Source organism: Flagellimonas sp. (assembly GCF_965222555.1).
In the GTDB taxonomy this organism is placed as follows: Bacteria; Bacteroidota; Bacteroidia; order Flavobacteriales; family Flavobacteriaceae; genus Flagellimonas.
Window position 1 is genome coordinate 871,374 of record NZ_CBDCUG010000004.1, and the last position, 17,342, is coordinate 888,715.

The 17,342-nt window shown below is 38.5% G+C and carries 19 protein-coding genes; 9 read left to right on the plus strand and 10 right to left on the minus strand.

The features are described 5' to 3' along the window. Positions 1-15: 15 nt before the first annotated feature. Together ACOQO1_RS08275 and ACOQO1_RS08280 are read left to right on the plus strand one after the other, a co-directional pair. Complete coding sequence (locus ACOQO1_RS08275; protein ID WP_420602394.1) at positions 16-978, plus strand: glycosyltransferase family 2 protein; 963 nt, start codon at positions 16-18, stop codon at positions 976-978. Next, positions 959-1,831: a lysylphosphatidylglycerol synthase transmembrane domain-containing protein gene (locus ACOQO1_RS08280; RefSeq protein WP_420602395.1), complete on the plus strand. Its 873-nt coding sequence runs from the start codon at positions 959-961 to the stop codon at positions 1,829-1,831. Before ACOQO1_RS08275 ends, ACOQO1_RS08280 begins: the two co-directional genes overlap by 20 nt. Here the strand turns inward: ACOQO1_RS08280 and ACOQO1_RS08285 are convergent. The 6 genes from ACOQO1_RS08285 to mazG all read right to left on the minus strand — a co-directional run bounded on the left by ACOQO1_RS08285 (position 1,828) and on the right by mazG (position 8,190). After that, positions 1,828-3,486 (minus strand): ArnT family glycosyltransferase, encoded by a 1,659-nt coding sequence (locus ACOQO1_RS08285; RefSeq protein ID WP_420602396.1) that lies wholly within the window; start codon positions 3,484-3,486, stop codon positions 1,828-1,830. The two genes, ACOQO1_RS08280 and ACOQO1_RS08285, sit on opposite strands and share 4 nt — an antisense overlap. After that, positions 3,483-4,052 (minus strand): phosphatase PAP2 family protein, encoded by a 570-nt coding sequence (locus ACOQO1_RS08290; protein ID WP_420602469.1) that lies wholly within the window; start codon positions 4,050-4,052, stop codon positions 3,483-3,485. Before ACOQO1_RS08290 ends, ACOQO1_RS08285 begins: the two co-directional genes overlap by 4 nt. Next, complete coding sequence (locus tag ACOQO1_RS08295; RefSeq protein WP_420602397.1) at positions 4,052-4,279, minus strand: hypothetical protein; 228 nt, start codon at positions 4,277-4,279, stop codon at positions 4,052-4,054. Before ACOQO1_RS08295 ends, ACOQO1_RS08290 begins: the two co-directional genes overlap by 1 nt. A 33-nt stretch (positions 4,280-4,312) precedes the next feature. Then, entirely contained in the window at positions 4,313-5,683 is a 1,371-nt protein-coding gene (locus tag ACOQO1_RS08300; protein WP_420602398.1) for an MATE family efflux transporter, read from the minus strand. Positions 5,684-5,760: 77 nt separating this feature from the next. Further along, positions 5,761-7,341 carry a sulfatase gene (locus ACOQO1_RS08305; protein WP_420602399.1) on the minus strand — a complete coding sequence of 527 codons (1,581 nt, stop codon included), beginning with the start codon at positions 7,339-7,341 and terminating at the stop codon, positions 5,761-5,763. Between the two features lie 75 nt (positions 7,342-7,416). Continuing rightward, positions 7,417-8,190, minus strand: a complete 774-nt coding sequence (gene mazG, locus ACOQO1_RS08310) for a nucleoside triphosphate pyrophosphohydrolase (RefSeq protein WP_420602400.1) — start codon at positions 8,188-8,190, stop codon at positions 7,417-7,419. Between the two features lie 102 nt (positions 8,191-8,292). On the opposite strand from mazG, the gene ACOQO1_RS08315 reads away from it, so the two are divergent. Then, entirely contained in the window at positions 8,293-8,976 is a 684-nt protein-coding gene (locus ACOQO1_RS08315; protein ID WP_420602401.1) for an SGNH/GDSL hydrolase family protein, read from the plus strand. Positions 8,977-9,100: 124 nt separating this feature from the next. Next, positions 9,101-10,681, plus strand: coding sequence for a family 20 glycosylhydrolase (locus ACOQO1_RS08320; protein ID WP_420602402.1), 1,581 nt, complete (start codon positions 9,101-9,103; stop codon positions 10,679-10,681). Positions 10,682-10,684: 3 nt separating this feature from the next. On the opposite strand, the gene ACOQO1_RS08325 is transcribed toward ACOQO1_RS08320, so the two are convergent. Genes ACOQO1_RS08325 through ruvX form a run of 3 tightly spaced genes read right to left on the minus strand, consistent with a single transcriptional unit; the run spans position 10,685 to position 12,172 of the window. Continuing rightward, positions 10,685-11,113, minus strand: coding sequence for a DUF5606 domain-containing protein (locus tag ACOQO1_RS08325; protein WP_420602403.1), 429 nt, complete (start codon positions 11,111-11,113; stop codon positions 10,685-10,687). Positions 11,114-11,166: 53 nt separating this feature from the next. After that, a complete protein-coding gene (def, locus tag ACOQO1_RS08330; RefSeq protein ID WP_420602404.1) occupies positions 11,167-11,757 on the minus strand; it encodes a peptide deformylase in 591 nt (196 codons plus the stop codon). A 4-nt stretch (positions 11,758-11,761) separates the two neighbouring features. Continuing rightward, positions 11,762-12,172 (minus strand): Holliday junction resolvase RuvX, encoded by a 411-nt coding sequence (gene ruvX / locus ACOQO1_RS08335; RefSeq protein WP_420602405.1) that lies wholly within the window; start codon positions 12,170-12,172, stop codon positions 11,762-11,764. A 100-nt stretch (positions 12,173-12,272) separates the two neighbouring features. On the opposite strand from ruvX, the gene ACOQO1_RS08340 reads away from it, so the two are divergent. Both ACOQO1_RS08340 and ACOQO1_RS08345 read left to right on the plus strand, forming a co-directional pair. Then, positions 12,273-13,088: a 2,3,4,5-tetrahydropyridine-2,6-dicarboxylate N-succinyltransferase gene (locus ACOQO1_RS08340; protein WP_420602406.1), complete on the plus strand. Its 816-nt coding sequence runs from the start codon at positions 12,273-12,275 to the stop codon at positions 13,086-13,088. A 268-nt stretch (positions 13,089-13,356) separates the two neighbouring features. Beyond that, on the plus strand, positions 13,357-14,160 hold the full coding sequence (locus tag ACOQO1_RS08345; RefSeq protein WP_420602407.1) for a glycosyltransferase family 2 protein: 804 nt from the start codon (positions 13,357-13,359) through the stop codon (positions 14,158-14,160). Here ACOQO1_RS08345 and ACOQO1_RS08350 read toward each other — a convergent pair. Next, on the minus strand, positions 14,142-14,975 hold the full coding sequence (locus tag ACOQO1_RS08350) for a glycosyltransferase family 2 protein (protein WP_420602470.1): 834 nt from the start codon (positions 14,973-14,975) through the stop codon (positions 14,142-14,144). The genes ACOQO1_RS08345 and ACOQO1_RS08350 overlap by 19 nt on opposite strands. Positions 14,976-15,034: 59 nt before the next feature. Between ACOQO1_RS08350 and ACOQO1_RS08355 the strand changes: the two genes are divergently transcribed. The 3 genes from ACOQO1_RS08355 to ACOQO1_RS08365 are packed head-to-tail and all read left to right on the plus strand — an operon-like array spanning position 15,035 to position 17,341. Further along, positions 15,035-15,946, plus strand: coding sequence for an ATP-grasp fold amidoligase family protein (locus ACOQO1_RS08355; protein ID WP_420602408.1), 912 nt, complete (start codon positions 15,035-15,037; stop codon positions 15,944-15,946). Beyond that, positions 15,943-16,776 carry a glycosyltransferase gene (locus tag ACOQO1_RS08360; protein WP_420602409.1) on the plus strand — a complete coding sequence of 278 codons (834 nt, stop codon included), beginning with the start codon at positions 15,943-15,945 and terminating at the stop codon, positions 16,774-16,776. Before ACOQO1_RS08355 ends, ACOQO1_RS08360 begins: the two co-directional genes overlap by 4 nt. 4 nt (positions 16,777-16,780) lie before the next feature. Continuing rightward, positions 16,781-17,341 (plus strand): L-threonylcarbamoyladenylate synthase, encoded by a 561-nt coding sequence (locus ACOQO1_RS08365; protein WP_420602410.1) that lies wholly within the window; start codon positions 16,781-16,783, stop codon positions 17,339-17,341. Position 17,342: the final 1 nt, after the last annotated feature.

Genomic DNA, 17,342 nt, shown 5'->3' on the forward strand with positions numbered 1-17,342 from the left:
ATTATAAGCCAATACATGAGCACTGTCACCAACTCCCTCCTATCCATCGTGGTTCCCTTGTACAACGAAGAAGACAATGTGGTTCTTCTGACCCAAAAAATTCATGAAAGTCTGGAAGGGTATGATTACCAAATTGTTTATGTGGATGACTTTTCTACGGATAAAACCCATAAAGTGGTCAAGGATATGGACGATCAAAAAGTCCATCTTATTGAACTGAAAAAGAACTATGGACAAAGTCTGGCTCTAGCCGCTGGTATTGATTATGCTGAAGGGGAATTTATCATTACCATGGATGGCGACCTCCAAAATGACCCATCGGATATTCCGCAAATGTTGGAATATGCCGTTACCGATGAATATGATGTGGTAACCGGCATACGACAAAAAAGAAAAGATTCCCTTATTAAAAAAATACCCTCCAAAATTGCCAATTTTCTGGTAAGAAGGGTCACCAAACTTGATATAAAGGACAATGGTTGCGCTTTAAAGGTTTTCACAAAGGACATTGCCAAAGGGTTGAATCTTTATGGTGAAATGCACCGCTTCATTACCTTGTTGGCTCATTTGGAAGGGGCTCAGATAAAACAGGTTCCCGTAAAACACCATGCCCGCCATGCCGGAGTCTCCAAATATGGCTTGGAAAGGGTTTTTAAGGTTGTAGCCGATATGATGCTCCTACTTTTTATCCGGAAATACTTCCAAAGACCCATTCACCTCTTCGGAATATTTGGGGTATTATTGATTATCCTTGGCTTTTTCATCAATATTTATCTGTTGATCGTAAAACTTGGCTTTGGTGAAGATATTGGTAGCAGGCCTCTTTTAATTTTTGGAATGATGTTCATCTTGGGGGGCATTCAACTTTTTACCATTGGTATTGTAATGGAGCTGTTGATTCGAACGTACTATGAATCACAACAAAAAAGGCCATATCGGGTCAAAAAAATTACCATAGGTGACGGAAAAGCTGCGTAAAAAACTCATCACGGCGCTAAAAATCATAGTTAGCGCTGCGCTGATTTATTTCATTTTTACCAAAATAAATTTTGAGGATGTTGTTCAAACCTTAAAGAAGAGCAATCCTTTTTATTTAGTCTTGGGAGTTTTACTAGTTGTTCTTTCGAAAGTATTGGCGGCTTTTAGACTCAATCTTTATTTCCATCAAATCGATGTAAAAATCACGCAAGCCAGTAATCTAAAACTATACTTGTTGGGCATGTTCTACAACCTCTTTTTGCCTGGTGGAATTGGAGGAGATGCCTACAAAGGATACGTAATTCAAAAAAAGTATCAATCAGGAACTAAAAAGGTGGTTTCCGTGCTCTTGCTTGATCGTTTGAGTGGCATGTTGTTGATTTTTATCTATGCTTGTGCTTTAGCACTTTTAATGCAACATTCCTTTTTTAAGGCTTATTCTTGGTTGATTGCCTTGTCCATTCCAACAAGTATCCTTGTTTTCTGGTGGCTCAATAAAAGGTTCTTTTCTTATACCCTGCCAGTTTTTTGGAAATCTTTTGGGTATTCTGCCCTAGTACAGTTTTCCCAATTGGTCTGTATTCTCTGTATCTTAAAGTCACTTTCTGTTTCAGGGCATTCGTTTGAATACCTTTTTGTGTTTTTGGTATCTTCCATTGTATCGGTAATCCCATTGACCATTGGGGGAATTGGAAGTAGAGAGGTTACCTTTTTATATGGAGCAGAATGGCTGGGACTGGATGCCAATACTTCTATCGGTATCAGTTTTGTGTTTTTCCTGATTACGGCCTTAATATCCCTTTTTGGGATTGTTTACCACTTTAAAAAACCAAAATTGGAGACCCTTTCCTAATCCAAATGCACCAAATGCATTTTGTTGAGCTTTTTGGATCGTGTATGCGGATTTAAAAACTTAATCTGAAGTCGGGTAATTCGAAATTGATCTACAGTAATCTCATCATGCCAATGATAACCTGCGGCCCTAAGTTTTTGCAATTCTTCATCCGTAGCATAAACCCAAGCTTTGGGTATCTTTTCCAAATCAGAAACATCAACTATATTGACAGGCTTTTTGTTATAAAAGTCAAGAGCCCAAGTATGCCGTTTGGAGATTTTGTAAATATTATCCACCGGAATGGAGTGCTCTGTAACCTTCTCCGCCATGGTAGATCCCGCCTGATATTCCAAAAGTGAGGGATAAAAATGTATGTTCAAAACCACATTCAACAAAATTGCACTATATGCGGACAAAGTGATGATTCGTTTAAAGTATTCCTCTCGCTTGAGGCAAAAGTGGCATATCACCATGAACAGAATAAGCAATAATAGGTAGTATTGGATACCATTAAAATCAAAGACATAAAAGCAAGCCAATAACGCAAATATAAACACCAAACTTAGAATGAAATATTGCACCCCAAGGAGAACTTTCAATGTTCTCTTCTTAGATTTTTCGTATATCTCAATGAGATACGCAGCAGTTAGAACTGAATATAATGGGATAAGGATGTTCATGTAGTGCGGAAGCTTAAACTGGGCAAAGCTTATAAGAAAAAACAGAATAGTGATTCCTCCTACCGTCAAAAACTCTGATTTAGGGTTGAAAGCAAGCCTAGTTTTCCAAAAAGTTTTTACGCCATCCCAATAACCCAACAATGCAATTACCGTCCAGGGTAAAAAGACCCATAAAAATGTATGGAAGAAGAAAAAGAAATCATTGCTGTTCTTGCCCACACCTTCACCACTCATACGTTCAAAACTCTGTTCCCAGAGGATAAAAAAGATTCCGCTGCGATTACTCTTTCCTCTAATAATTTTCTCAGGATGCAAATCAAACTGCAAATAGTAGGCATAAAGCATTGGGGAAATGGTTAGCCCAAATACCAATAAAGCCAATAGTACTTTCCAACTAAGCAATCGATTCCATTTGCGCGTATAGGCCAAATGACACAATAAGGAAATACCTATGACCACTAAAGCAATTTGGCCTTTAGTTGAAAAAGCTATTCCAGCCCCAAAGGCACCCAACAAAATATTATGAAGGGTATTTCTTTCTACATACAACACCAATTGCCATATAGCAAAAATGCTAAATCCGGTCAGAACGGCATCGGTTCTAACATCTATTGCAGACAACACAATGGTTTGCGCAGTCATAAAAATCAATGCAGAAAGCTTGCCCACATCGGTATTATAAAGTTGCTTTCCCAATCCGTAGCAGCTATATGCTCCCAATAGGGTCGCCAAAATCCCTGGGATTCTATATGCCCAATCATGGATTCCGAAAATCTTATAGGATAAGGCCGCCAACCAGTAGTGCATGTGAGGTTTGTCCAAATACTCCTCTGTTCCCTTGATAAGGGTAAAGAAATCATTTTCCTGTACCATGCGCATGGCCATCACCGCAAATTGTGCAGAATCGTTTTCAAAAAGGGTCACAAACATTCCAGCAATGTATACTAGAACAATAAGGGTAAGTAAAAACCAGTATCTGGCAGAAGATATCATGTCCCCAATTTTAAGAATGCAAATATAGCCAACTTGGCAAACAGCCATCCAAAAACCATACCTACAAAGGTTCCAGTGACTACATCCAGGGGAAAATGTACACCGATATAAATTCTACTATAAGCTACAATACTAGCCCAAACTACAAGCAATAGACCAATAAATTTTACTTTTTTATGAAATAATAGGGCGAAAAAAGTAGCGGGTGCAAAAGAATTGGCTGCATGTGCGGAGAAATAGCCAAACTTTCCTCCACAGTAACTTTTGACCAGACGCATCACATCGGTTATTTCTGGATCATGACAGGGTCGCAAACGACCAACACCATATTTGAAGAAATTGGACAATTGATCCGTGCATGTAATCAACAAAGCTATGCTTACCAATATTATTGCAGTTCCTTTTAATCCGAAGTTTTTATAGGAAAGAAAGAGCAATAACAGATATAATGGCGCCGAATTTCTGGTCTTGGTCATAAACATCCAGAAACCGTCCCAAGTTGGGGTGCCCAAACCATTCAGGAACAGAAAAAGCTCTTTATCCAGTTGTACGAGTTCCTCCAGCATCATTCATCGTATCTAGACACTTCCCTATCGTAAAATGCTGTAGCCGCTTCTATTAAATTTTCGGCCTCAGCGGATAGCTCTTCTTCATCCTCTTTAGAAAATTCCTCTAGCCACTCCACTTCATCATTTTCTAAATTGATGATAAAACGGGGATATTCTGTATGGACAATAAAAATTGAATTGGGATGATCTGTATTATCTCCCAGAAGAAATTTGGGTAGTTCCATTTGTTAGTGCTTTGGATTCCATCCGTAGGAATCTTATTTAATTTTAATCAATTTCTTGGTCAAATAGTTGAATCGAATATACAACATTACCGCCGATGCCGTAAGTCCCAACAACAGCCCCATCCAAATACCCGTGCTCTTAAATTCAGTGAACAATCCAAAATAATAACTCACTGGAAAACCAATCAGCCAATAGGCAATAAATGTAATAAACGTAGGGATTTTTACATCTTGCAATCCTCTTAAAGCACCAAGTACCACCACTTGTATTCCATCAGAAATCTGAAAGAATGCTGCAACCAACAACAATTTGGCGGCTACAATGATCACCTCGGTATTATCCATTTGATTTACGATATCATCCACATCCAAATAAATTGTGGGCAACCAATGCCTACCTATCAAGAAAAGAGCCGCAAAAATCACTTCCAATAAAAGTGTCAAGAAAAAGATAGATTCGGCTATCCTTCGTAGTTCCTTGAAATTTTTCAATCCTTTCTGGTTGCCAACGCGTACCATGGCCGCAACACTAAGTCCCATACCCACCATAAAAGTCATACTGCTTAAGTTCAGGGCAATTTGATTTGCCGCTTGTGCATTTTTGCCCAATACCCCGCTCAACCAAATTGCTGCGGTAAAAATCGCCACCTCAAAAAACATCTGAAGGGCAGATGGGAAACCCAGGCTGATAATTTTTTTTATCACCTTCTTTTCAATAAGCCTAAAATTAAACCGGGTGACATAGCTTTCAAATTTTTCTTTGCGCTTCAACAAAAACCAGATATAGCCCACCATAATAAACCTAGAGGCCAATGTTCCGATGGCAGCACCTACAATGCCCAGTTTTGGAAACCCAAACGATCCAAAAATCAATAAATAATTAATGGTAATGTTTACCACATTTGCCAAAATAGTAGCATACATGGGGTATTTGGTTTGGGAAAGTCCTTCGGAAAACTGCTTAAATGCTTGAAATATGATAAGCGGCACCAGTGAAAATGCAACCAGCTCCAAATAGGGTATGGCAAGCTCAACAACTTCTGGTGGTTGTTTCATATAGTGCAACAAAGGCTTGCAGAGCAGTATTATCCCAAATAACGAAAGTCCTAAAACAGTACAAAGTACCAAGCCATGTTTTAATGCGCTTTTTCCATCTGCTTTATTACCTGCACCATCCGCCTCCGCAACCAAAGGGGTAATTGCCGTGGAGAAGCCAATGCCCAGGGACATGGCTATAAAAATGAAGCTATTCCCTAAAGATACAGCGGCCAATTCTGCGGTCCCCAACTGCCCTACCATAATGTTATCGGCAAATGCAACAAAGGTATGGCCCAACATTCCCAAAATCACAGGATAGGCCAGCCTTAGGTTATAGCTGAATTCTTTGGTGTAGTTCTTTAGCAATTGTGCACCTATTTTAAGTTGCCAAAGATACAGTTTACATTATCCCTTACCGAACTGTTTTTCTGTTTTAAAGATATTTATTCAAAGGCAGATTTTACAATCTCTTGCATTACAGGAAACTCCTCATCCATATCGCCATATTTTTTACGTTCCTCTTTCAACCTTTCCTTCATATCCTGGATGATAGATGCATACTTTGCTTCATGAATTGCATTATGAAGTTCCTTTGGATCCTCATGCAAATCATAAAACTCCCATTGTGGTTCGGTCGTTACTTTTGAAGTTCCTTTTTTACCAAGGTCCTGCCCATAAAACAGCGCCAGTTTATATCGATGGTCACGAATACCAAAATGAGCAGGTCTATCCGGAGTATGCAACCAATATCTATAGTACATCTGTTTTCTCCAATCGTCTTGCGTTTCTCCTTCAAGTATTTTCCTGAAACTTCGGCCTTGCGTATAAACCGGTTTTTCAATACCGGCGTAGTCCGCCATTAATGGTGCAAAATCAATATTTAGGATAATATCATCTATGCGCTGTCCTCCCTTAATTTTTTTGGGATATCGAATAACAAACGGCATTCTAAGCGACTCTTCATAAATAAGTCTTTTATCGAAAAAGCCATGCTCTCCCAGAAAATATCCTTGATCTGCGGTGTATACCACAATAGTATTATCGGCAATGCCCTTAGCTTCCAAATAGTCTAATAACCGTCCAATATTGTCATCAATTGCTGCTCCGCACCGCATAAAATCCTTCACTAATTTTTGATAGATTTTCTTTCGCTTCTGAATGCTATCCAATCCTTCCAACGGATAAGGCAAACCTGGATATTGTGTCCAAAATTCTTCAGGGTTTTTAGTTGCTTCATCCCAACGTGCAGCCAATCGTTCCAAAATTTGCCCTCCAAAAGTTCTGCCTGTAGTTTCCTTACCAAAATCAAACAGGGATTCAGGTTCGGGTATTTCCATACCCGTGTACAAATCGGCAAATCGTTCAGGATATTCGAAAGGCTCATGGGTAGCCTTAAAATTACAGAACATTAAAAATGGTTTTTCCTCATCTCTTTTTTCTAGATGTGAAATGGTCATATTCGTAATCACATCGGTAGAAAATCCTTTGTGAACAATTCCTTTTGTCCCATCATGTCCATCTACCCAATCTTCCTTGGTTTTCATTACCGGGTCCCAGTACAACCCTTGCCCCGGGAGCACATTAAAATAATCAAAGCCCTCTGGTTGCCCAACCAAATGCCACTTTCCTATTATTGCGGTTTGATATCCATTTGCCGAAAGTGTCTTGGCTATATTTGGGTGTCCTTTTGGTAAAGGTTCATTTAGGGTATAGACTTGATTGACATGGCTATACTGACCGGTAAGAATGCTTCCCCTGCTAGGGGTGCAAATAGAATTGGTGCAAAATGCATTGTTGAGCACGGCTCCCTCATTGGCTAAGCGCTGTAAATTATCGTTCTTCACATAATCCGCTAAAATGCCCCCATAAAGACCCCATGACTGGGATGTATGGTCATCTGAAAGGATGAACAGGATATTGGGTTGTTCTACCGTCTCCTCTTTTTCCTTTTTTGAATTGCAGGCCGATAGCATAATAAAACTTACGGCCAAGATGTAATATTTGAGGTACCTGTGTTGGTTCATTTTCAATATTTTTTGGTTGGAATGTGCATAAAGCTATTGAAAATATAGGATTTCAAATATTTGAAAGGAAAAAAGCTATACTTTTTTGGCTTCTTCCCAATGGATATCCATCTCCGCCAAAGTCATATCCTTTAGGGCCTTTCCCTTTTCCTTTGCCTTGCCTTCCAAGTACTGGAACCGTTTGATAAATTTTTTATTGGTACGCTCAAGGGCATTCTCTGGATTGATATTCAAAAAGCGGGCGTAATTGACCATAGAAAAAAGTACATCCCCAAATTCTTCCTCCATTTTATCCACATTATTGAGCTTAATCTCTTCTTGAAGTTCCGCCAGCTCCTCCTGCAATTTTTCAAAGACCTGCTCCGGATGCTCCCAATCAAAACCTACTCCGGCCACTTTTTCTTGGATTCTATTGGCCTTCACCAATGCAGGAAGACTGTTGGGAACCCCTTCAAGTACACTTTTCTTACCCTCCTTAAGTTTGATGTTCTCCCAATTTTGTTTTACATCTTCTTCGTTTTCAACTTTTACATCTCCATAAATGTGCGGGTGCCTATTAATCAGTTTTTCACAGATATCATTGGCTACGTCAGCAATATCAAAATCTTTGGTTTCTGAGCCTATTTTCGCGTAAAAAACAATGTGCAACAGCAGGTCGCCCAACTCTTTTTTTACTTCCTCCAGATTATTATCCAAAATAGCATCGCCCAACTCATACGTTTCTTCTATGGTTAAATGCCTAAGCGATTGTAGGGTTTGTTTTTTGTCCCATGGGCATTTTGCACGTAGCTCATCCATTATATTAAGGAGCCTTTCGAATGCCTTTAGCTCTTCAGATCTTGCGTTCATCTATAAAATTTTACCTAAAAGTACAAAGACCATATTTTAGGGCGTAGTTGATTTTTGTCATATTTTAGAAGACTGTCAATTATTTTCAACATTCCAATTATTATGAAAGCTTGGTTTAAATTCTTTTTGAACAAAAATGGGCACACAGCCTTTTCCCTTATGGGCTTTCTTTTTTTTGTCAATGTTTATGCCCAAGAAAGTCTTCCATTCGCAAAAGAAGTTAAGGATATATCCACCCATGCCGACTCTGTTTGGGATCACTCCAAAGAGACCATTGTATTTACCGGAAGCTCCAGTATTAGATTATGGAAAGATCTTCAAGAGAGGTTTCCCGATTCACAAATCATAAATACCGGGTTTGGCGGTTCACAGGCTTCAGACCTAGAACATTATTTGAATGAGCTGATTCTTGATTATAAACCAAAAAAGGTGTTTATCTATGAAGGGGACAATGATATCAGTGTAAAGAAAAGACCTAGGAACATTGTGGATACCTTTAATGATATTATAGCATATTTGAGTGAGAAACGACCAGAAATGGAAATTGTCCTTATTTCTGCAAAACCTAGCATAGCAAGATGGCATTTAAAAAGACGATATATCCGTTTGAACAAAAAGCTCAAAAGATTGGCATCAAATATTGATGGTGTTGATTTTGCCGATGTTTGGACACCAATGCTCAATAAAAGAAGGTTAAAAAGAAACCTTTTTATTGAAGATGGACTCCATATGAACGCCAATGGATATAACCTTTGGTACGGAGTAATCAAAAATTTCATGTACTGACATCAGTACTTTTATTATAATACCTAAAATTGATTATATAGTATCTATTAGTTGGCATTTGTGCCTTTAAATTTGCAGGGGTTTGCGCTTTTTGTTGGCAAATCCTTAAACAAACACCCATATTATGAAATCCATTGTTGTAAAAAGCTGCATTGTTTTTGGTATCGTACTTACCACTATAGCGTGCACAGCTCCAAAAAAAGAAATCAATTATCCTAACACCGATTTAGCCGAAGAAGCTTTGATTCCCAAACCGTTAAAGGTTGTTTCCACCAACTCTGCTTTTGGCCTGGATATCAAAACTGTTATTTATACCAATCAGACTTCTGATGGATTTGAAGAAGTTGGAAATTTTTTGGCCGATAAAATCAGTCAAAAGATTAAACTGGACATTCCGGTGAATTCTTCATCCGATGATACTGTTGAGCGTATTATTTATATCAATCAGTCAGATGATTTAGAGTCCGACTCTCCGGAAGCGTACGAATTATATATTAAAAGCGACTCCATTTTATTAAATGCAAAAACAGCAGCTGGTGCTTTTCGAGGTATTCAGACCATACAGCAGTTGATTCCGGAGCAGAGTAACGATACTTTGGCAGAACAGCCTATGTGGTTAATTCCTTCGGGAAAAATCAATGATGCACCAAACTTTGGGTACAGAGGCGTGATGTTGGACGTGGCTCGTCATTTTTTCACAGTTGATGAAGTGAAGAAGTTCATCGATATTTTGGCGTATTACAAATACAATGCGTTTCATATGCACCTAACAGATGATCAAGGTTGGCGAATTGAGATCAAATCATGGCCAAAATTGACCGAAGTTGGAGGAGAAACTGAAGTAGGTGGAGGCCCGGGTGGATTTTACACTCAAGAACAGTTTAAAGATTTGGTGGCATATGCAGCCGAAAGACATATGCAAATAATTCCGGAAGTCGATATGCCGGGGCATACCAATGCTGCATCTTTTAGCTATCCTATTTTAAATGGAAATGGCAAAAAACTAAGTTCTTATACCGGGACCCAAGTAGGTTTTAGCACTTTTGATGCGCAAAAAGATACCGTTTATGCCTTTTTGGATGATGTCATCCGAGAAATCTCAGCCATCTCCCCCAGCCCTTATTTTCATATAGGTGGCGATGAAAGCCATGTGACAAAAAAGAAAGACTATCTCCATTTTGTGGAAAAAGTGGAAAAGATTGTACAAAAACATGGCAAACAAGCCATGGGTTGGAATGAGATTGCACAGGCTAAAATCGACCCCTCAACCGTTGCACAATTATGGAACGAACCACATAATGCCATCAAAGCGGCCGAGGGCGGTTCCAAGATTCTGTTATCTCCTGCTAAGAAAGCATATTTGGACATGCAGTATGATTCCCTTTCAAAATATGGATTGCACTGGGCAGCTTACATTCCTGTGGATACGGCATATATGTGGAGTCCGGAAAAACATGTTCCAGAAATTTCCAAAGAAAGTATTTTGGGCATAGAGGCACCTTTGTGGTCCGAGACCATTTCAAATAGTGCTGAACTGGAATATTTGGCATTTCCGAGAGCCATAGGCTATGCCGAGCTGGGTTGGTCTACTGATGAAAACCGAAATTGGGAAGATTATAAGGAACGTTTGGCCCAACAGGTTCCCTATTTAACAAGGATGAATGTTAGCTATTACCCCTCGCCCTTAATAGATTGGGAGAAATAAAAATTATTCCTCTTCTTCAGAAGTCACCGGCTCTTCATCGGAGCTGGTGAAATCGGTGATTTTATTATCAATAAGGAGATTATACCATTGAACAATTTTTTTGATGTCACTGGCATATACCCTGTCCTCGTCATAGTTGGGTAGAACTTCAAAGAAATACTCTTCCAGTTGTATTTTCTCCGCTTTATGGCTAATAGTGGTTTTTTTACCACCTTCCTTGTCCATTATTTTTTGAAAGACCTCCTTAAGAGGCACTTCTTCCTCAAGGGTGTAAATGGCAATTTCGGACAGTACGCTCACATTGTTTCGCATTCCAACAGTAATTCGCTTACCATCTATGAGCGATTCTCCAACAAAACCAGTTCTTGTCTGGGTCACTAATCTGTAAAGTCCTGGTTTTCCACCAATGGATAAAATTTTGTCCAATGCCATTTTTTCTATTTTATGCGCGCAAAATTATGCTTTTATAGCAAATTCAATTCTTTTTAACGTCCTTTTTTGATATTGGGAAATCGCATTTTATAGTCAATGTTGATTTTCCCTTTGGAAATCTTGTCCAATCTACTTTTTAGAAGTCGTTTTTTAAGGGATGAAAGCTTATCGGTAAACAAAATTCCTTCAATATGATCATATTCATGCTGAATTACCCGAGCTAAAAGTCCATCATATGTTTCAGTATGCTCCTTGAAGTCTTCATCAAGATAAGTTACCGTGATTTCAGGTTTACGTTTTACATCTTCACGAATGTCAGGAATACTTAAACATCCTTCGTTAAAATCCCACTCAGTACCTGTTTCCTCTTCAATTTTGGCATTAATGAATACCTTTTTAAAACCGTTTAATGCTTTTTGCTCATCCTCACTCAATTCTTCATCATCAGAAAATGGTGTAGTGTCCACCAAAAACAAACGAATAGGCAATCCAATTTGCGGTGCCGCCAATCCAACTCCATGGGCATTGTACATGGTCTCCCACATATTGGAAATCAACTCATCCAGCTTTGGATAATCCGTAGTGATATCCTTTCCAACTTTACGTAAAACAGGATCTCCGTATGCAACAATGGGTAAAATCATAAAATTAAAATCTATTAAGGTATGCTTGCAAAATCAATGTGGCGCTTATCTCATCAACAATTGCCTTGTTCTGACGTTTTTTCTTTTTCATTCCGCTATCCAACATGGATTGAAATGCCATTTTTGAGGTAAATCGCTCATCTTGGCGTTCAATTCTAACAGTAGGAAACTTATCGGACAACTTTTTCAAAAACGGCTGAATCAATGTTTCAGATTCTGAAGGAGTATTGTCCATTTGCTTTGGAAGCCCCACTACAAAGGTTTCAACCTCCTCCTTATCCAAATAATCGGTCAAAAAAGAAATTAAGTCCCTGGTTTCAACAGTTGTCAATCCGGAAGCGATCAATTGAAGTTCATCAGTAACTGCAATTCCGGTTCTCACCTTTCCATAATCCAACGCCAAAATTCTTGCCAAGTCAAAATTTTTGGCAAAAATAAACCTAAAAATGTTACGCCCTTAAAATAAGCGGGATTATTCTATTAGGCCGACTATCTTTGTCAAAATTTTAGAAAAAATGACACAGTTAAGGGAGCTTATAGAGAAAGCTTGGGACAACAGGGAATTGTTAAAAGAAGAAGAAACGCAAAATGCTATTCGAGAGGTAATCAATCTAATAGATTTGGGTGAGCTGCGTTGTGCCGAGCCCGCTGGTGATGATTGGCAAATCAATGAATGGGTTAAAAAAGCTGTGGTTTTATATTTCCCTATACAAAAAATGGAAGTCTTGGAAGCTGGTATTTTTGAGTACCATGACAAAATTCCCTTAAAAAAAGGATACAAGGAAAAAGGTGTTCGCGTTGTTCCACATGCTGTTGCCAGACATGGGGCCTATATATCTCCAGGTACAATTTTAATGCCTAGCTACGTAAATATTGGCGCTTATGTTGATGAAGGCACCATGGTGGATACTTGGGCTACTGTGGGCAGTTGTGCCCAGATAGGCAAGAATGTTCATTTAAGTGGTGGTGTTGGTATTGGAGGTGTATTGGAACCATTACAGGCCGCTCCTGTGATTATTGAGGATAATGCTTTCATTGGTTCAAGATGTATTGTTGTTGAAGGTGTACGCGTTGAAAAAGAAGCGGTATTAGGTGCAAATGTGGTATTGACCGCATCCACAAAGATTATAGATGTTACCGGTGATGAACCTATCGAGTTAAAAGGAAGGGTTCCGGCCAGATCTGTGGTAATTCCTGGAAGTTACACCAAAAAATTTGCAGCCGGGGAATACCAAGTCCCTTGCGCTTTGATTATAGGAAAAAGAAAAGAAAGCACCGATAAGAAAACATCATTGAACAATGCGCTCAGAGAGCATGATGTTGCAGTCTAAAACTCTTTTTGTAAGAAATCCTTTAAAACAGTATGACTACCGTTCTATATTACAGGTATCAGATTCAATAATTTTTTATTTAAAAAAATAAGCAACCATATTAATATTCCATATCTATAAAGTACAATTGGTTAAAATTGTTAAAGTTTGACAGTGAAGTAGGGTATTTGGACTCTAGGTTGTTTTGTAAGAAAATAACCCCGCCAAACAATTTTTACCCCATTTTTTTGTTATAATTTTGTAATCACCAAACCTCGTACCAATAAATATGGCTGGATTGAGCGCCCCAAAGCAAAAAATATCAGCATTGATCATCACCTACAATGAGATGGGTTACATTGAAAAATGTATAGACTCCGTATCGTTTGCAGATGAGATTCTTGTTGTTGATTCTTTTAGTACCGATGGCACCTTTGAGTACCTACAAAATCACCCCCAAGTCAAGGTAATCCAAAACCCTTTTGAGAATTTCACCGCCCAAAAGAACTTTGCCCTTAAGCAGGCCGACAATGATTGGATACTTTTTGTGGATGCGGATGAAATTGTGGGAGATAAACTTCAAAAGGAAATTATAGATACTGTAAATGACGCTAATGCCTGTGAAGCCTATTGGTTCTACAGAAAGTTTATGTTCCAAAACCGCCCTTTACATTTTAGCGGTTGGCAAACAGATAAAAACCATAGACTTTTTAGAAAAAGTAAGGCACGGTTTACGGATAAAAAATTAGTCCATGAAACCTTGGATGTGGACGGTAATTCTTGTATCCTCAAGGAGCGATTAACACATTACTGCTACAAAAACTATGAGGATTACAAGGGCAAAATGCTCAAATACGGCCAATTAAAGGCAAAAGAGGCATTTTACAAGGAAAAGCAGTTTAACTACATGCTCATGATAATAAAACCATCTTGGAAGTTTTTTAACCATTTTATTATTAGACTTGGTTTCTTGGATGGAAAGAAAGGTGTTATCATCTCCTATCTTAACGCGCTAAGCGTTCTTGAAAGGTATAGAGAATTAAAAAGATTGGAAAAAAAGAACGAGCTTACCTATTATTTGGTAATGCCGTAATGGCTCCAAACTGATTTTTGGTTTCTTGTCTCCCTTCTAATTGCTTTGTTCTTGGCAATTGATTCTGGTGTTTTGTATCCTCTTTTGTGGTCAAGGTGCACGCATACCGCACTATAACGCAGTTGTTTCGACTTTAAACCAAAATTGAACAAGCGCTCACCCAGCTCACGATCCTGTCCACCATATTGCATGCGCTCGTCAAAACCATTCACGTTCAAAATATCCTTTTTCCAACCAGAGGAATTATGACCGTTCCAACTTGCATTGGTGGGCGTAAAAGTATTCAGTAGTTTAGAAATTGTCCCCCTAGCCGTAAGCTTGTTGTTCTTAAAGGTTTTTGGAACCCCTTGTTCTTTTAGCCAATTGATGTTAAAACAATTCTGTTGCTCTATGTCCTCCAAAGTGATCATTTTGGAGATATTCATTGGAAGCATATAATAACCTCCCGATATAAAATACCCCTCCTCCTTATTCACATAATGAACTTCGATAAAATCTTCTCTTGGGATACAATCCCCATCTGTCATAATAATATACTCAGCACTGCATGCCTCAACGGCTTTATTTAAAATCCTAGATTTTTGAAAGCCTTCATCTTCTTGCCACACATGTACTATAGGGTAAAACACCTCCTTGGAAAGAGCGTCCAATAATTCCTTTGTTTTGGGACCAGAACCATCATCAGCAATTACCACTTCAAAACTCTTGAAAATCTGACAGTTAAAACCCCAAAGCACTTTCTTCAGCCACTCCTCTGAATTATAGGTGCTTACAATAACCGATATTTTAGGAACATCCTTTACATCTGTATTCATCATGGCAAAAATATAAAAGTCTGAATGTATATCTTTGCTCTTCATTAATTTTAGCCCAAATGCTAAGAAAAATCAAGTTAGGTATCATCAAAAAATTGAAGTTTTTACCTGCCGACTTCTATATGAAAGCCTATTACGAATATTATACGGGCAAAAAATTAAATCTTGATGACCCTATAGAATTCAATGCTAAGATTCAATGGCTCAAAGTTTTTTACAGACCTATGATTTTGAGCAAATTGGTAGATAAATATGAGGTTAGGGAATATGTTAAGGAAAAAGTTGGAGAAAAGTATTTGAACGACCTTATAGGTGTTTATGACCGTCCTACTGAGATTGATTTTGATAACCTGCCCAACAAATTTGTCCTAAAAGCTACGCACGGATATCATTTTAATCTGCTTGTAAAGGATAAAACCAAACTCAACAAAAAAAAGTCCAAGTTTTTAATGTACAAATGGCTTTCCAAGAACCAATACAAGCGAGGTGGACTGGAATGGGCCTATAAGCATGCAAAACCAAGACTTATTGTTGAGGAATATCTTGAGGAAATTGGAAAGGATGACATTAACGACTATAAATTCTTTTGTTTCAATGGGGTTCCAAAGCTTTTGCATGTTGATATTGACCGGGGAAGCAATCATTCAAGAGCATATTATGACATGGAATGGAACAAACTCCCTATTAAACATGATTCCATAGGTTTTATTGAGGGAGAAACTGAAAGACCCAAGAATTTTGAAGAAATGGCATCCGTAGCTGCTAAACTGGCAGGCAACTTTCCTTTTGTAAGGGTTGATTTATACAATTTGAACGAGAAGATTGTTTTTGGGGAAATGACATTCTATCCAGCAGATGGACGCTTGGAGTTTATGCCAGAGGAATACAATAAAATTGTAGGGGACTATATAACAATACCGGAGATTCCCCCAAACCAAAAATATATTACCAACTATTCCAATTCCAAATGAAAGTTGTAAAAGAACTCCCAATTTCAATTTTCAATACCCTACGTTTGTTGAGTATTCCTACCAAAAAATTGCAACAAGCAAACAAAGCAACGGTTCCTGTAATTGTTTCCCTGACCTCTATTCCTTCAAGATTAAAAAGTTTACATCTTGTTATTAGAAGTCTTATGAATCAAGATGTTGCTCCAAAAAAAATTGTATTATGGCTTAACAACGATTTAAAAGGCCATCTCCCCAAAGCTCTTGAAAAATTGATTTGTGAACGGTTTGAAATACGCTATTCCGAACTAACTTGTTCCCACAGAAAACTGATTCATTCCATAGAGGCATATCCAGAAGATGTCATTATTACCTGTGATGACGATTTAATGTATCGCAGAAATTGGTTGTCCATTTTTTACGATGAACACAAAAAGAATCCAAAAAATATCATAGGAAACCATACCATACACATTAATCATGATCATAGTGGGAATCCCCTTCCCTTCAAAAAATGGAAATATCCTAAGACTGAAGAAGTAAACCCACAGGCCATAACACCTATTGGCGCATGGGGTATATTATATCCACCCCATTCTGTTGATGAAAAGGTGCTTAATGAAAAATTGTTCTTAAAACTAGCGCCAAAAGCGGACGATCTGTGGTTTAAGGCCATGGGACTCTTAAAAGGGACCATTACCATACAGGCGGGGAACACACCCAAAGAACCAATCCCCATTGGAGGTACCCAAAAAGTGGCATTGAAGAAAGAAAATTTGGGGTTGGATAAAAATTCGGTGCAATGGAACGCCCTGAACGAACATTACAATCTGTCTAACATTATCAATAGCTAAGGAATTGACCCAAGAAATCAATAACTGCATAAAAGAACTCAAAGAAGGTAATCTTATCCTCTACCCTACCGATACGGTTTGGGGTATTGGGTGCGATGCCTCCAATCCAGAAGCGGTAAAAAAAGTATATGAGCTTAAAAAAAGAGAAGATAGCAAGGCCTTGATCTGTCTGGTTGCCAACCAAGCCATGTTGGAAAGACATATTGTGGAAGTTCCTGAAACGGCTTATGATATTATAGATCTGGCCACCAAGCCTACTACCATAGTTTTTGATCAGCCCAAAGGAATTGCCCAAAATCTCATCGCAGAAGACAACACCCTTGCCATCAGGGTGGCTTCCGATAAGTTTTGCCAATACCTCATTAACAAGTTTGGCAAACCTATCGTGTCCACCTCCGCAAATATCTCTGGTTTTCCTACTCCAAAACAATTTAAAGAGATCAGCTCAGAAATTTTAAAAGGAGTGGACTATGTGGTAAATTTGCCCGACGAGAACAAAAATCCTTCCCCTTCGTCCATTATAAAATTGAGCAATGACGGTCAGGTCAAGGTAATCAGGCAGTAAA

Excerpts from the sequence above, each read along its gene's own strand:
- ACOQO1_RS08275 (WP_420602394.1), top strand. The coding sequence starts at position 16 with ATGAGCACTGTCACCAACTCCCTCCTATCCATCGTGGTTCCCTTGTAC.
- ACOQO1_RS08340 (WP_420602406.1), top strand. The coding sequence starts at position 12,273 with ATGACACAGTTAAGGGAGCTTATAGAGAAAGCTTGGGACAACAGGGAA.
- ACOQO1_RS08360 (WP_420602409.1), top strand. The coding sequence starts at position 15,943 with ATGAAAGTTGTAAAAGAACTCCCAATTTCAATTTTCAATACCCTACGT.
- ACOQO1_RS08285 (WP_420602396.1), bottom strand. The coding sequence starts at position 3,486 with ATGATATCTTCTGCCAGATACTGGTTTTTACTTACCCTTATTGTTCTA.
- ACOQO1_RS08295 (WP_420602397.1), bottom strand. The coding sequence starts at position 4,279 with ATGGAACTACCCAAATTTCTTCTGGGAGATAATACAGATCATCCCAAT.
- ACOQO1_RS08290 (WP_420602469.1), bottom strand. The coding sequence starts at position 4,052 with ATGCTGGAGGAACTCGTACAACTGGATAAAGAGCTTTTTCTGTTCCTG.
- def (WP_420602404.1), bottom strand. The coding sequence starts at position 11,757 with ATGATTTTACCCATTGTTGCATACGGAGATCCTGTTTTACGTAAAGTT.
- ACOQO1_RS08345 (WP_420602407.1), top strand. The coding sequence starts at position 13,357 with ATGGCTGGATTGAGCGCCCCAAAGCAAAAAATATCAGCATTGATCATC.
- ACOQO1_RS08305 (WP_420602399.1), bottom strand. The coding sequence starts at position 7,341 with ATGAACCAACACAGGTACCTCAAATATTACATCTTGGCCGTAAGTTTT.
- ACOQO1_RS08320 (WP_420602402.1), top strand. The coding sequence starts at position 9,101 with ATGAAATCCATTGTTGTAAAAAGCTGCATTGTTTTTGGTATCGTACTT.
- ACOQO1_RS08315 (WP_420602401.1), top strand. The coding sequence starts at position 8,293 with ATGAAAGCTTGGTTTAAATTCTTTTTGAACAAAAATGGGCACACAGCC.
- ACOQO1_RS08325 (WP_420602403.1), bottom strand. The coding sequence starts at position 11,113 with ATGGCATTGGACAAAATTTTATCCATTGGTGGAAAACCAGGACTTTAC.
- ACOQO1_RS08350 (WP_420602470.1), bottom strand. The coding sequence starts at position 14,975 with ATGAATACAGATGTAAAGGATGTTCCTAAAATATCGGTTATTGTAAGC.
- ACOQO1_RS08355 (WP_420602408.1), top strand. The coding sequence starts at position 15,035 with ATGCTAAGAAAAATCAAGTTAGGTATCATCAAAAAATTGAAGTTTTTA.
- mazG (WP_420602400.1), bottom strand. The coding sequence starts at position 8,190 with ATGAACGCAAGATCTGAAGAGCTAAAGGCATTCGAAAGGCTCCTTAAT.